A 14,162-nucleotide genomic window follows, 5' to 3' on the forward strand; every position below is an offset into this window, starting at 1 on the left:
GGTGCTGGGCGCGTTTAAGACTGCTTGGAGGTCGAATTGGACAAGAACATGAAAATCCTCATCGTTGATGACTTCTCAACGATGCGGCGGATCATAAAAAACCTGTTGCGTGACCTTGGGTTCACCAACACGGTCGAGGCCGACGATGGCACCACTGCCATTCCGGTTCTCAACAGCGGAAGCATCGACTTTCTGGTGACTGACTGGAACATGCCCGGCATGACCGGTATCGACTTGCTGCGCCATGTGCGCGCCGACGAAAAACTCAAGCACCTTCCGGTGCTGATGGTCACTGCCGAAGCCAAGCGCGAGCAGATCATCGAAGCGGCCCAGGCCGGTGTGAACGGCTACGTGGTCAAACCCTTCACGGCCCAGGCGTTGAAAGAGAAGATCGAAAAAATCTTCGAACGCATCGGTTAACGGCGCCACGGGGGAGCTATGGATAACGAATCTTCAATGGGTGATTTCGAATCGACCCTGAAAAAACATGCCCGCGAACTGGTCGACAGCCTTGAGAAAGGCCGCTTTGGCGATGCGGTTCAAATGATCCATGAGCTCAACCAGACCCGTGACCGCGGTCTGTATCAGGAAGTGGGCAAGCTCACGCGTGAACTGCACAGCGCGATTGTCAATTTTCAGATCGATCCGAACATGCCGCAGGCCGAGGAGGTCTCGCAGATCACCGACGCGACCGAGCGTCTGGGTTATGTGGTCAAGCTGACCGAGGCCGCGGCCAACCGCACCATGGACCTGGTGGAGAACGCAACGCCGCTGGTCAATGGCCTGAGCGATGAAGCCCAGGCCTTGAGCACCGACTGGGGTCGCTTCATGCGGCGCGAAGTCGGGGCTGAAGAGTTTCGCGAGCTGGCCCGTCGGGTCGACGGTTTCCTTACGCGCAGTAGCGCCGAGAACCGCGCCGTGGCGAGCAACCTCAACGACATTCTGCTGGCTCAGGACTATCAAGACCTGACCGGCCAGGTGATCAAGCGGGTGACCCAACTGGTCACCGAAGTGGAAAGCAACCTGCTCAAACTGGTGTTGATGGCCAGCCAGGTAGACCGCTTTGCAGGCATCGAACACGACCGTGAAGCGATGCTCGCTGAAAAAGATCCACAAAAACATCTCTCTCAGGGTGAAGGTCCGCAAATTCATGCCGATAAAAGAGAAGACGTTGTGTCCGGTCAGGACGATGTGGACGATTTGCTGTCCAGCCTTGGATTTTAGGTTTTAGACCTCTAGGAGCACCCATTAATGAGCTTCGGCGCCGATGAAGAGATCCTTCAGGATTTCCTGGTTGAGGCCGGCGAGATTCTAGAGCAACTGTCCGAACAGCTGGTCGAGCTGGAAAGCCGACCTGATGATGCGGATCTGCTCAATGCAATTTTTCGCGGTTTCCACACTGTAAAAGGAGGCGCCGGCTTCCTCCAGCTCAATGAGCTGGTGGAGTGCTGTCACATTGCCGAAAACGTGTTCGACATCCTGCGCAAGGGTGAGCGTCGCGTTGACTCGGAATTGATGGACGTGGTGCTCGAAGCGCTGGATGCGGTCAACAGCATGTTCAGTGAAGTGCGCGAGCGCTCACCGATCACCGCTGCTACGCCTGAGCTGCTCGCCGCGCTGTCGCGCCTGGCCGAGCCGCAGTCGGCTGACGAAGCTGCACCGGTAGCCGCGCCAGTGGTTGAGGAACCGGTCGCCGAGGAATCAGGCGACATCACCGATAACGAATTCGAACAACTGCTGGACTCGCTGAACGCCGTCAAGGCTCAAGCCCAGGCTCCGGCAGCGCCTGCTGCCTCGGCTGCGCCGGCCGCCGATGCCGCCGCCAGCGATGAAATCACCGACGCCGAGTTCGAGTCGCTGCTCGATCAGCTTCACGGCAAGGGCCAGTTCGCCGTGGATGCCGTCGCCCCCCCGAGTGCCCCGGCCGCCCCGAAAGCGGCGGGCGACAACTCCGATATCACCGACGATGAGTTCGAGGCTTTGCTCGATCAGTTGCACGGCAAGGGTAACTTCGCCGTGGACGCACTGGATTCGGCTATCGCCTCCGCGCCGACCCCAGCCAAGCCTGCCGCCGCCGCAGCGGGCAGCGACCTGATCAGCGATCACGAATTCGAATCACTGCTCGACGAACTGCACGGCAAGGGCAAGTTCAGCGAAGTCGGCACCGCCTCAACAGCCACTGCGCCTGCCGCCACTGCCACAGCGGCTGCGCCAGCGGAGAAGGCCGCGGTCAAACCCGCCGCCAAGGCACCGGAACCGAAGGCTGAGACACCCAAGCCTGCTGCCGCCGCCCCGGCGCCAGCCCGCGCACCGGCGGCCGCGCCGGCGGAAAAGCCGGCCAGCGAAGCCGAGACCACTGTTCGGGTCGACACCGCTCGCCTGGACGAGATCATGAACATGGTCGGCGAACTGGTGCTGGTGCGTAACCGCCTGGTGCGCCTGGGCCTCAACAGCCAGGACGAAGCCATGGCCAAGGCCGTGTCGAACCTGGACGTGGTCACGGCTGACTTGCAGACGGCGGTCATGAAGACCCGGATGCAGCCGATCAAGAAAGTCTTCGGGCGCTTCCCGCGCCTGGTTCGCGACCTGGCACGCCAGCTCAAGAAAGAAATCAACCTGGAACTGGTGGGCGAAGAGACCGACCTGGACAAGAACCTGGTCGAGGCTCTGGCCGATCCGCTGGTCCACTTGGTGCGCAACGCGGTCGACCACGGTATCGAGTCGCCGCAAGAGCGCGAAGAGTCAGGCAAGCCCCGCAGCGGCAAGGTGGTATTGGCCGCCGAGCAGGAAGGCGACCACATCCTGCTGTCGATCTCCGACGACGGCAAAGGCATGGACCCGAACGTACTGCGCTCCATCGCGGTGAAGCGCGGTGTGATGGACAAGGATGCCGCCGACCGCCTGAGCGACACCGAGTGCTACAACCTGATCTTCGCCCCGGGGTTCTCGACCAAGACCGAGATTTCCGACGTGTCGGGCCGTGGCGTGGGCATGGACGTGGTGAAAACCAAGATTTCCCAGCTCAACGGTTCGATCAACATCTACTCGACCAAAGGCCAGGGCTCGAAAATCGTCATCAAGGTCCCGCTGACCCTGGCGATCATGCCGACCCTGATGGTGATGCTGGGCAACCAGGCATTCGCCTTCCCGCTGGTCAATGTCAACGAAATCTTCCACCTCGACCTGTCGCGCACCAACGTGGTGGACGGCCAGGAAGTGGTGATCGTGCGGGACAAGGCACTGCCGCTGTTCTACCTCAAGCGCTGGCTGGTCAGCTCCGCCGCTCATGTCGAGCAGGGTGAAGGCCATGTGGTGATCCTTTCGGTGGGCACCCAGCGGATCGGCTTCGTCGTCGATCAGTTGGTGGGCCAGGAAGAAGTGGTCATCAAGCCGCTAGGCAAGATGCTCCAGGGCACCCCGGGCATGTCCGGCGCCACCATCACCGGCGACGGTCGCATCGCGTTGATTCTCGATGTGCCAAGCATGCTCAAGCGTTACGCCGCACGGCGTATTTGATTCTGGAGGGGCGCGGCCCGCAGCCGCGTCTCGTCTAACGGAGTGTTTATGGTAGTTAAAGTCCTGGTGGTGGACGATTCGGGGTTTTTCCGCCGCCGCGTCTCGGAAATTCTCTCGGCGGACCCGAGTATTCAGGTCGTCGGTACGGCGACCAACGGCAAAGAGGCAATCGATCAGGCGCTGGCGCTCAAGCCGGACGTGATCACCATGGACTACGAGATGCCGATGATGGATGGCATCACGGCGGTGCGGCATATCATGCAGCGCTGCCCGACCCCAGTATTGATGTTCTCCTCCCTGACCCATGAAGGCGCCCGGGTGACCCTCGATGCGCTGGACGCCGGGGCGGTGGATTTCCTGCCGAAAAATTTCGAAGACATTTCGCGCAACCCCGACAAGGTTCGGCAGTTGCTGTGCGAGAAGGTCCACAGTATTTCCCGCAGCAACCGGCGTGTCGGTGCCTATAGCACACCTGCGCCAGCCCCGGCTTCATCGGGCAGCTTCAATCCGGCCCCAGCGCGCAGTGCCCCGGCCCCAGCGCCAGCTCGTTCCGCGCCCGCCAGTACGTCATCGTCGCCGGCCCCCAAGCGCAAAGCCTACAAACTGGTCGCTATTGGTACGTCCACCGGCGGCCCGGTGGCGTTGCAGCGGGTCCTGACCCAGTTGCCGGCCAACTTTCCGGCGCCGATCGTGCTGATCCAGCATATGCCCGCGGCCTTCACCAAGGCGTTCGCCGAGCGTCTGGACAAGCTGTGTCGTATCAGCGTCAAGGAGGCCGAGGATGGCGACATCCTGCGTCCGGGCCTGGCGCTGTTGGCGCCAGGCGGCAAGCAGATGATGATCGATGGTCGCGGCGCGGTGAAAATCCTGCCCGGCGATGAGCGGCTCAATTACAAACCGTGTGTGGACATCACTTTCGGCTCCGCCGCTAAATCCTACGGCGACAAAGTTCTGGCGGTGGTGCTCACCGGCATGGGCGCCGACGGTCGCGAGGGCGCGCGCCTGCTCAAGCAGGGCGGTAGCGCCATTTGGGCCCAGGATGAAGCCAGTTGCGTGATCTATGGCATGCCGATGGCGATTGTCAAAGCGGATCTGGCCGACGCGGTGTACGGGCTGGACGACATCGGTAGACACCTGGTCGAGGCGTGCCTGTAATGGATGTGCTCAGCCTGATCGGCATCATCATGGCGTTCGTCGCCATTATTGGTGGCAATTACCTGGAAGGCGGTCACCTGGGGGCCTTGGCCAACGGCCCGGCGGCGTTGATCGTGATCGGCGGCACCGTGGGCGCGGCGCTGTTGCAATCGCCCATGAGCGCCTTCAAGCGCGCCATGCAGGTGCTCATCTGGATTCTGTTCCCGCCGCGCGTCGACCTGGCCGGGGGCATCGACCGCGTGGTGAACTGGAGCCTGACCGCCCGCAAGGAAGGTTTGCTGGGCCTGGAAGGGGTGGCCGACGCCGAACCCGACAACTATTCGCGCAAAGGCCTGCAACTGTTGGTGGACGGCGCTGAGCCGGAAGCCATCCGCAGCATCCTGGAAGTGGATTTCTACACCCAGGAAAGCCGTGACATCGAAGCGGCCAAAGTCTTTGAAAGCATGGGTGGCTATGCGCCGACCATCGGCATCATCGGTGCGGTGATGGGCCTGATCCACGTGATGGGCAACTTGGCCGATCCGTCGCAACTGGGCAGTGGTATCGCCGTGGCTTTCGTCGCGACCATTTATGGTGTGGCCAGTGCCAACCTGGTGCTGCTGCCGATCGCCGCCAAGCTCAAGTCCATTGCGTTGCGCCAGTCGCGTTATCGCGAAATGTTGCTGGAAGGGATCCTGTCGATCGCCGAAGGTGAAAACCCGCGTTCCATTGAGTTGAAGCTTCAGGGCTTCATGGACTGATGGGAGACATGGAAAATGGCACGTCGCAGGCATCGTGAAGAACACGTCAACCATGAACGCTGGCTCGTCTCTTACGCCGACTTCATCACGCTGCTGTTCGCTTTTTTCGTGGTCATGTATTCGATCTCGTCGGTCAACGAAGGCAAGTACAAGGTTATTTCCGAGGCGCTGATCGGCGTGTTTACCGACTCCGATCGTGCCCTCAAGCCCATCCCCATCGGTGATGAGCGGCCCAAGACCACCACGCCGGCCAAACCGCTGGTCAGGGACTCCGAGCAGGTCGATGCCGGTATCGCTGGCGGCAGCGATCCGTTGAAAAGCATTGCCGATGACATCAGCGCGGCGTTTGGTGATCTGATCAGCTCCAATCAGATGACCGTGCGCGGCAACGAGTTGTGGGTTGAGATCGAACTCAATTCCAGCCTGTTGTTTGGCAGCGGCGATGCCATGCCCAGCGACATGGCGTTCAACATCATCGATAAAGTGGCCGCGATCCTCAGGCCTTTCGACAACCCGATCCACGTAGAAGGCTTCACTGACGACCAGCCGATTCGCACTGCGCAGTACCCGACCAACTGGGAACTGTCCTCGGCGCGTTCGGCGAGCATCGTGCGCATGCTCGCGATGCAGGGCGTAAACCCCGGCCGGCTGGCGTCGGTGGGCTATGGTGAATTCCAGCCGGTGGCCAACAATGCCACCGCCGAGGGGAGGGCGCGCAACCGGCGAGTGGTGTTGGTGGTGTCGCGCAACCTTGAGGTGCGCCGCAGCCTGACCGGGACCGGTACGGCCCATGCAACACCGGATGCGGCATTGAAGCGTGCTGGCACACAAACTGCACCGACCCAGCCCAAGTCGCCGGGAAGACAGAGCGCCGTCAATTCTCCGTCACCCGCTTTATAACCGAGCTATTTCTCGGTCGAGCCTTTATCGACCGGGAGGAACAATCCGAATGAGAGTCTGGGCAGTCGCCAATCAAAAAGGTGGTGTGGGTAAAACCACATCTTCCATCGCTTTAGCCGGATTGCTGGCCGAGGCGGGCAAGCGCGTGGTCATGGTCGATCTGGACCCCCACGGCTCGATGACCAGCTACTTTGGTTACGATCCCGACAGTCTGGAGCACAGCAACTACGACCTGTTCCTGCACAAGGGCGGTGTGCCCGAAGGCCTGCCGGGGCAGTTGCTGCTGTCCACCAGCGATGAGCGGATTTCCCTGTTGCCATCCAGCACCGCCCTGGCGACCCTGGAACGGCAGTCCCCGGGACAAAGCGGTCTGGGCCTGGTGATCGCCAAGAGTCTGGCGCAACTGTGGCAGGATTTCGATTACGCGATCATCGACAGCCCGCCGCTGCTGGGCGTGCTGATGGTCAACGCCTTGGCGGCCAGCCAGCAACTAGTTATCCCGGTGCAGACCGAGCATCTGGCAGTCAAGGGCCTGGAGCGCATGGTCAATACCCTGGCGATGATCAACCGCTCACGCAAGCAATCGTTGGCCTTCAACATCGTGCCGACCCTGTTTGATCGTCGCACCCAGGCGTCCCTGGGCACCCTGCGCGTGCTACGGGACATGTACCCGGATGACATCTGGCAAGGCTACATTCCGGTCGACACGCGTTTGCGTGACGCCAGCCGTGCCGGTGTGACCCCTTCGCAATTCGATGGCAAGAGCCGCGGCGTGCTGGCCTACCGGGCGCTGCTCAAGCACCTGCTGGCCCAGCAGCTCGTTTCGCAGCAGGTGGCTTAAGGTGACGAGGCTTACCAAAGGCATTGCACACGCTTGTGAGCGCTCAAGTCCTGGCGCATACATGCCGATAACCTTTTCAAGTGGCGCACTGTTCCCATGAGCCGCCCGATAAAGACAACCTCGCGTCCGCAACTGGCCCTGCAGTCTTATCTGGATGGGCTGCTGCAGGAAGCAACCGAAGAACTGCCAGCGCAACCGAGCGTGATCGAGGCGTTGCCCGAGACCGTCGAAGCCGAAGGTGGACTGGATGAATTTCAGGCGGCCGTGCTCGAAGAGCAGGCCCGTGATGCACACAAAACAGTGATTGCCGCGGCAGTCGAGGCTCCGTTCATCAAGCCTCAGGTGGCAGTGATGCAAGCGCCTGCGCCGATCCTGGCGCCGGTCTCGACCGTTGCACCGTTGCTGCAGGGCCTGGTGACGCCGGTGGTGGAAGTTCATCTGCCACCAAGCAGCCCACCGCCGCCGGTGCCGACCGACGACCGTCCGGCCTGGGCCGCCGAGCCGTTCGAGTGTTTGTTGTTCGATGTGGCCGGGTTGACCCTGGCGGTGCCGCTGGTATGCCTGGGATCGATATATTCCCTGGCCGGGCAGGAACTGACGCCTTTGTTCGGTCAGCCGGAATGGTTCCTGGGGATCCTGCCGAGCCAGGCCGGCAACCTGAAGGTGCTGGATACCGCGCGCTGGGTGATGCCGGACCGTTATCGCGATGATTTTCGCCAGGGCCTGCAATACGTGATTTCGGTGCAAGGGTATGAATGGGGTTTGGCGGTGCATCAGGTCAGTCGCTCGCTGCGCCTGGACCCGAACGAGATCAAGTGGCGCAGCCATCGAGGCCAACGGCCATGGCTGGCCGGTACGGTGATCGAGCACATGTGCGCCTTGCTGGACGTTTCCGAGCTGGCCGAATTGATCGCCAGTGGCGGGGCAAAACACCTGGGCGGCGCCAAGCCGGTTCAGAAACCGAAATAAGACAACCCGTGGCGCACCACGTCACGGGGCAGAACACACACCGCCACAGGCGGTTTTTCGAGGGGTCAGGGTATGAATGATAAGGCGTCGTCTCTCAAGGGTTCCGAAGATCCGATTTTGCAATGGGTGACCTTCAAGCTCGATAACGAAACCTACGGCATCAACGTGATGCGCGTTCAGGAAGTGCTGCGCTATACCGAGATCGCCCCGGTTCCCGGTGCGCCAAGCTACGTGCTGGGCATCATCAACCTGCGCGGTAACGTGGTCACGGTGATTGACACTCGCCAGCGGTTTGGCCTGAACTCCACCGAGGTCAACGACAACACCCGTATCGTGATCATCGAGGCCGACAAGCAAGTGGTCGGCATCCTCGTCGACAGCGTTGCCGAAGTGGTTTACTTGCGTCAGTCGGAGATCGAAACCGCGCCTAACGTCGGTAACGAAGAGTCGGCCAAGTTCATCCAGGGCGTGTGCAACAAGAACAACGAGTTGCTGATCCTGGTCGAGCTGGAGAAGATGATGAGCGAAGAGGAATGGTCGGAACTGGAGAGTATCTGATTTGATTCTTGAGGTAGCAGTCATTGTCCTGTTCCTTTTCTGGGCAGGCACGCTGGCGATGTTTGTCGCGTACATACGCGGCCAGCGGCAGATCGCCGCTCAGCAGGCCCAGGGCGATGCGTTGCGTGATCAACGCATCCGCGACCTGGCCAAACGCGTCGACGATTACCAGAACGGCACCGTGCGCATGGGCGAAGCCCTGCACGAGCTACGCGCCGTGGTCGCTCCGTTGCCGGACAAACTGGCCCAGCTGGAGCAGCGCGACCCCTCCAGCCTGTCCTTCGCCCAGGCCGCTCGCCTGGTGGGCATGGGCGCCAGCGTCGACGAACTGACCCAAGCCTGCGGCCTGACCCAGGCCGAGGCGGAGTTGATGAGCAAGTTGCATAAGGGCGGCTGATAGTTTCAAGCGGCAAGCTGCAAGAAAGATCAAGAGATCGCAGCCTTTGGCAGCGTCTACAGGGTTCACATTACCCTGTAGGCGTTGCTGAAGGCTGCGATTTTTTTTACAAAGGCCCTCCTATCTTCAGTGAATACATCACCGTGGCGAGGGAGCTTGCTCCCTCGCCACAAGAGCGGTCCTTGCTGGATCTGGAGATCAATAATCGTCGCCGCGATCGGTCACATCCTTCTCGACACTTGGCGCGTTCGGGTCATAGCCCTGGGGGAATTTGCCTTTCAAGTTCCAGGCAAAGGCAATGATTTCGGCAATGGTGCGATACAACTCTTCCGGGATGCTGTCGCCCAGTTCCATCCGCGCCAACAGCTTCACCAATTCAGCGTTTTCATAGATCGGCACTTCGCTTTCGCGGGCGATCCGCAGGATTTCCTCGGCCAGGGCTTCGTCGCCCTTGGCGGTGAGGGTCGGGGCGTGGAGGCCGTCGTACTTGAGGGCGATGGCCTGGCGTGGTGCGGTGTCGGTTGTCATGCGGTTTCGTCCACCCAGCGTTGTTCCAGTCGCGTCTTGGGGCCTTGGGGCGGGGTGCCGAGGTGGCAATCCAGGTCGCCAACGTTCAGGCCGCAGGTCACCAGGCGTTCACGCAGCGCGGTCAGATTGTTTTCGATCAAGCTGGCGGTATACGGCCGCTCTGCCCATAGCTGGCTCGACAGGCTGCCGCTGAGCAACTGGGCCTGAATCTGCAGCGGCCCCAGTGGCTCCATGTCGAACGCCAGCTCGACCCGCCAGAGTTGCTGTTTCGGTTCGCGCTCTTCACGGCGTTCCGGTGACTCCTCCCGGGGCGGGGTTTCCTCGCGCTGGAACTTGACCTGCAGCGGCACGATGTCCTGCAGGTTGCGCATGGGGATTTCCAACTGCCAGGTGCTCATCAGCCGACCGTCGTCGGTCAGGCCCGTCTGTTCCAGGCTCGACAACTGATGGCTTTGCAGGCGCGACACGGCAGCGGCGGCCAGGCGCAACAGCTGTTCCAGATCGCCTTCATCGTCCTGGCCTTTCAACAGGCGCGAGGGCAGGGGGAAACTGGTGGGTTGCGGCTTGACGCTGACCTGGCCGAGGGTGCCGAGGGCGTTACGCACGAAGCTGGGCAGCGCCTGGGCCAAGGTGTTGGCGGCGATGATGGCGGCGAGGTTGGTTGAGGCGGGCAGGGCCGGGGTCAGTTGGGCGATCAGTTTCAGCAGATCGCCCTTCATGTCTGGCGCCAGGCTCGGTACTTGCCCGGCCAGCAGTTTGCTTTCCAGGAACGCGCCGCTGGCGGCCATGGCCTGGGCCAGGCCCTTGGGTGTACTCAGTTGCTGGATGTCCGGCAGGCCCGCCAACAGGCGTGTCACCGCAGCGCGCAACTCGACGCCAGTGTCGTCGCTGGCCGGAAGCTTTTGCAGCGCAGTGTTTTGCAGCGCGGTGACCAGGCTGTCCAACGAGCCCTGGCGGCTCATCTGCGTGACCAGTTGCTGACTCACCGCCAGTTGTTCCTGGCGGTTGCTCAAGGGGACAAATTTCAAGGTTTGGGCATCTTGTACCTGAGCGCTCAATAGCGTGCCGATGCGCAGCGGTTGCGGGCTGTCGATGTCCAGGGTACTTCCGGCCTGGGCGGTGTTGAGCAGGCTCACCAGCGACCGGTACACCGCGGGTTGCCCCGGCAACTGCGGCAACGCCTGACTGGTCAGTACCTTGCCTTGCAGCAGCGTGCCGACCGGCATCTGTGCCGTGTCGATACGGGTCAGGGTGGCGACGCTCGAGGCGATGGCCTGCTGCACGGTAATCGCCAGGTTGCTGGCGGACGGCTGAGTCACGGCCAAGCTGGTGCCTTGGGGCAATGGCTGGGTGCTGGTGGCTTGCACGGTGGTTTGGCGACCGCTCTCCAGGGTGACCTTGAGCAACAGCTGGAAGGTCTGTTCCGCCTGCTTGAGCGACAACACCTCGGCCTTGGCGGTCTGGCCCGCACCGATCAGGCCTTCGACCGGCGTCAGCAATTTGAGCAGCTCGCCCGTGACCGCCGGCATACGGGTTGTTGCCGAGGCCTGAGGCAACGGCGGGATGTTCATGTCGCCTGTCATCTGCGGTCTTACCTTGGGAAACTAATTGAGCACGCCCCCTGGGGCATGACATGTATAATGCCGCCGGTCTTTCAGGGAGTGGCGAAAACCTTGCAATTGTTTGACGCAGCTCTGTGGAACCGGCCGCCAAAGCATCTATGCTGCACCTCTTTAACGGCCGCTGCATTGCCGACTTGAACCGTATAAGGCCCGCTATCCCTTGACCAGTCCTCTCCTGCAAACCGTTGGCCTCGCCTGTGAGCGAGATTTGCGGCTGCTTTTCGAGAATCTCCAATTGAGACTCTCGCCTGGCGATATGGTGCAGATCAGCGGCCCCAACGGCAGTGGCAAGACCAGCCTGTTGCGCCTGTTGGCCGGGTTGATGCAGCCGACCGCCGGCCAAGTGCTGCTCAATGGCCAGCCGTTGCACAGCCAGCGCAGCGAACTGGCCCGCAATCTGCTCTGGATCGGCCATGCCGCCGGCATCAAGGATTTGCTGACGCCTGAAGAAAACCTCAGTTGGCTCTGCGCGCTGCATCGACCGGCCGGGCGCGAGGCGATCTGGCAGGCGCTGGCGACGGTGGGCCTGCGCGGCTTCGAAGACGTGCCGTGCCACACCCTGTCCGCCGGCCAGCAGCGCCGCGTGGCCCTGGCCCGGTTATATCTCGACAGCCCGCCGCTGTGGATTCTCGACGAGCCGTTCACCGCTCTGGACAAGCAGGGCGTGGCGCAGCTTGAGGAGCACCTGGCCGGGCACTGTGAGAGGGGCGGCATGGTGCTGTTGACCACCCACCACACATTGGCGCGGATGCCATCCGGTTATCGCAACATCGATCTTGGGAACTGGGCTGTATGAGTGTGTTTGGCCTGCTGCTTGCCCGCGAGGCGCGCCTGTTGTTCCGCCGTCCGGCCGAACTGGCCAATCCGCTGGTGTTCTTCGCGATTGTCATCGCACTGTTCCCGCTGGCGGTCGGTCCCGGGACTCAATTGTTGCAAACCTTGTCGCCGGGGCTGGTCTGGGTGGCGGCCCTTTTATCGGTCCTGCTCTCGCTGGACGGGCTTTTCCGCAGTGATTTCGAGGACGGATCCCTGGAACAGTGGGTCCTTTCGTCGCACCCCCTGGCCCTTCTGGTTTTGGCCAAGGTACTGGCACACTGGGTTTTTTCCGGCCTGGCACTGGTGCTGCTCTCGCCGCTGCTGGCAATGATGCTGGGCTTGCCCGCTGCCTGCATGCCGGTATTGTTGGTATCGCTGTTGCTGGGCACGCCGGTGTTGAGCCTGCTCGGCGCAGTCGGCGCGGCATTGACGGTGGGGTTGAAGCGCGGCGGCCTGTTGTTGGCGCTGCTGATCCTGCCGCTGTATATCCCGGTGTTGATCCTCGGCAGTGGCGCCTTGCAAGCCGCGCTGCAAGGCATGCCGGCAACCGGTTATCTGCTGTGGCTTGGGAGCCTGACCGCCCTGGCGATAACCCTGACACCCTTTGCAATAGCCGCTGGCCTGAAAATCAGCGTCGGCGAATAATAATGAGGCCTGGTCAAGAACTGACCACTTCTTTTGAAGTAAAGGCAGACCTGGCGACTCGTAATGACGAGTCGCAACCGTGATGGAAACAGCAATGAACTGGACCTGGTTTCATAAGCTCGGCTCACCCAAGTGGTTCTACGGCATCAGCGGCAAACTGCTGCCCTGGTTGAGCATCGCCGCACTGCTGCTGATCGGCATCGGCGTGGTCTGGGGCCTGGCCTTCGCACCGCCGGACTACCAGCAGGGCAACAGCTTTCGCATCATCTACATTCACGTTCCCACGGCGCTGTTGGCCCAGTCCATCTACGTGATGCTGGCGGTGTGTGGCGTGGTCGGGCTGGTGTGGAAGATGAAACTGGCGGACGTGGCCCTGCAATGCGCCGCGCCGATCGGTGCCTGGATGACCGCCGTAGCGCTGGTCACCGGGGCGATCTGGGGCAAGCCGACCTGGGGCTCATGGTGGGTCTGGGATGCCCGACTGACGTCGATGCTGATCCTGCTGTTTCTGTACTTCGGTCTTATTGCGCTGGGCAACGCCATCAGCAATCGTGACAGCGCCGCCAAGGCCTGCGCGGTACTGGCGATTGTCGGCGTGATCAACATCCCGATCATCAAGTACTCGGTGGACTGGTGGAACACCCTGCACCAGGGCGCGACCTTCACCCTCACCGAAAAACCGGCGATGCCTGTGCAAATGTGGCTGCCGCTGTTGCTCACCGTGCTGGGTTTCTACTGTTTCTTCGGCGCGGTGCTGCTGCTGCGCATGCGCCTGGAAGTGCTCAAGCGCGAGTCCCGGGCCAGTTGGGTGAAGGCCGAAGTACAGAACAGCCTGGAGGCCGCTCGATGAGTTTTGCATCATTCGGCGATTTTCTCGCCATGGGCCATCACGGCCTGTATGTCTGGTCCGCCTATGGCATCTGCCTGGCGGTGCTGGCCCTCAACGTGGCGGCGCCGATCCTGGCCCGCAAGCGGTATCTGCAACAAGAGGCGCGTCGTCTGCGCCGGGAGAATGGTCAGTGAATCCGCTGCGCAAAAAACGTCTTGTCATCATTCTTGCCATCCTGGTGGGGGTCGGCGCCGCAGTCGGCCTGGCCTTGAGCGCCTTGCAACAGAACATCAACCTGTTCTACACCCCGACCCAGATTGCCAACGGCGAAGCACCCAAGGACACGCGCATTCGTGCCGGCGGCATGGTGGAGGAGGGGTCCCTGGAGCGTTCCGGGGATTCGCTGGACGTGAAATTCAACGTCACCGATTTCAACAAGACCGTGACCATCACCTATCGTGGCATCCTGCCGGACCTGTTTCGCGAAGGGCAGGGCATCGTCGCCCTGGGTAAGCTCAATGCCGAAGGCGTGGTGGTGGCCGATGAAGTCCTGGCCAAGCACGACGAAAAATACATGCCGCCGGAAGTGACCAAGGCTTTGAAAGACAGCGGCCAGTCGGCGCCCGCTCCCGTGAAGGAGGGTTGA

At 61.6% G+C, this 14,162-nt stretch carries 17 protein-coding genes; 15 read left to right on the top strand and 2 right to left on the bottom strand.

The genetic code is table 11. The features are described 5' to 3' along the window. Positions 1-48: 48 nt before the first annotated feature. The 10 genes from MKS85_RS06130 (at position 49) to MKS85_RS06175 (ending at position 9,076) form a co-directional block, all read left to right on the top strand. Positions 49-420 carry a chemotaxis response regulator CheY gene (locus MKS85_RS06130; protein WP_003183998.1) on the top strand — a complete coding sequence of 124 codons (372 nt, stop codon included), beginning with the start codon at positions 49-51 and terminating at the stop codon, positions 418-420. 18 nt (positions 421-438) lie between these two features. After that, complete coding sequence (locus tag MKS85_RS06135) at positions 439-1,224, top strand: protein phosphatase CheZ (protein WP_047226262.1); 786 nt, start codon at positions 439-441, stop codon at positions 1,222-1,224. A 27-nt stretch (positions 1,225-1,251) separates the two neighbouring features. Then, a complete protein-coding gene (locus tag MKS85_RS06140) occupies positions 1,252-3,516 on the top strand; it encodes a chemotaxis protein CheA (RefSeq protein WP_188251137.1) in 2,265 nt (754 codons plus the stop codon). A gap of 48 nt (positions 3,517-3,564) precedes the next feature. Then, complete coding sequence (locus MKS85_RS06145) at positions 3,565-4,671, top strand: chemotaxis response regulator protein-glutamate methylesterase (protein WP_188251138.1); 1,107 nt, start codon at positions 3,565-3,567, stop codon at positions 4,669-4,671. Next, positions 4,671-5,411: a flagellar motor protein gene (locus tag MKS85_RS06150; protein WP_018606553.1), complete on the top strand. Its 741-nt coding sequence runs from the start codon at positions 4,671-4,673 to the stop codon at positions 5,409-5,411. Before MKS85_RS06145 ends, MKS85_RS06150 begins: the two co-directional genes overlap by 1 nt. Before the next feature lie 15 nt (positions 5,412-5,426). After that, positions 5,427-6,311: a flagellar motor protein MotD gene (gene motD, locus MKS85_RS06155; protein ID WP_047226265.1), complete on the top strand. Its 885-nt coding sequence runs from the start codon at positions 5,427-5,429 to the stop codon at positions 6,309-6,311. A 49-nt stretch (positions 6,312-6,360) separates the two neighbouring features. After that, positions 6,361-7,152: a ParA family protein gene (locus MKS85_RS06160; protein WP_047226266.1), complete on the top strand. Its 792-nt coding sequence runs from the start codon at positions 6,361-6,363 to the stop codon at positions 7,150-7,152. Positions 7,153-7,248: 96 nt separating this feature from the next. Then, entirely contained in the window at positions 7,249-8,121 is an 873-nt protein-coding gene (locus MKS85_RS06165; RefSeq protein ID WP_188251139.1) for a CheW domain-containing protein, read from the top strand. A 72-nt stretch (positions 8,122-8,193) separates the two neighbouring features. Further along, complete coding sequence (locus tag MKS85_RS06170) at positions 8,194-8,679, top strand: chemotaxis protein CheW (protein WP_024778681.1); 486 nt, start codon at positions 8,194-8,196, stop codon at positions 8,677-8,679. Position 8,680: 1 nt separating this feature from the next. Beyond that, entirely contained in the window at positions 8,681-9,076 is a 396-nt protein-coding gene (locus tag MKS85_RS06175; RefSeq protein WP_047226268.1) for a DUF2802 domain-containing protein, read from the top strand. A 198-nt stretch (positions 9,077-9,274) separates the two neighbouring features. Here MKS85_RS06175 and MKS85_RS06180 read toward each other — a convergent pair whose 3' ends face one another. Both MKS85_RS06180 and MKS85_RS06185 read right to left on the bottom strand, forming a co-directional pair. Next, positions 9,275-9,604: an EscU/YscU/HrcU family type III secretion system export apparatus switch protein gene (locus MKS85_RS06180; protein ID WP_047226269.1), complete on the bottom strand. Its 330-nt coding sequence runs from the start codon at positions 9,602-9,604 to the stop codon at positions 9,275-9,277. Continuing rightward, a complete protein-coding gene (locus MKS85_RS06185) occupies positions 9,601-11,187 on the bottom strand; it encodes a flagellar hook-length control protein FliK (RefSeq protein ID WP_188251140.1) in 1,587 nt (528 codons plus the stop codon). Before MKS85_RS06185 ends, MKS85_RS06180 begins: the two co-directional genes overlap by 4 nt. A gap of 199 nt (positions 11,188-11,386) precedes the next feature. On the opposite strand from MKS85_RS06185, the gene ccmA reads away from it, so the two are divergent. From ccmA to ccmE, 5 genes are all read left to right on the top strand, one after another. Further along, a complete protein-coding gene (gene ccmA, locus MKS85_RS06190) occupies positions 11,387-12,022 on the top strand; it encodes a cytochrome c biogenesis heme-transporting ATPase CcmA (protein ID WP_047226271.1) in 636 nt (211 codons plus the stop codon). Further along, the gene (gene ccmB, locus MKS85_RS06195) at positions 12,019-12,687 is read left to right on the top strand and encodes a heme exporter protein CcmB (protein ID WP_047226272.1); all 669 of its coding nucleotides are present in this window, start codon (positions 12,019-12,021) and stop codon (positions 12,685-12,687) included. The genes ccmA and ccmB overlap by 4 nt, the downstream gene beginning before the upstream one ends. A gap of 94 nt (positions 12,688-12,781) precedes the next feature. Then, positions 12,782-13,537: a heme ABC transporter permease gene (locus MKS85_RS06200; RefSeq protein ID WP_047226273.1), complete on the top strand. Its 756-nt coding sequence runs from the start codon at positions 12,782-12,784 to the stop codon at positions 13,535-13,537. After that, complete coding sequence (ccmD, locus tag MKS85_RS06205) at positions 13,534-13,710, top strand: heme exporter protein CcmD (RefSeq protein WP_007939192.1); 177 nt, start codon at positions 13,534-13,536, stop codon at positions 13,708-13,710. The genes MKS85_RS06200 and ccmD overlap by 4 nt, the downstream gene beginning before the upstream one ends. Then, positions 13,707-14,162 (top strand): cytochrome c maturation protein CcmE, encoded by a 456-nt coding sequence (gene ccmE, locus MKS85_RS06210; RefSeq protein ID WP_076385818.1) that lies wholly within the window; start codon positions 13,707-13,709, stop codon positions 14,160-14,162. Before ccmD ends, ccmE begins: the two co-directional genes overlap by 4 nt.

Origin of the sequence: Pseudomonas sp. JL2 (assembly GCF_031570495.1) — a bacterium.
Lineage (GTDB): Bacteria > Pseudomonadota > Gammaproteobacteria > Pseudomonadales > Pseudomonadaceae > Aquipseudomonas > Aquipseudomonas rhizophila.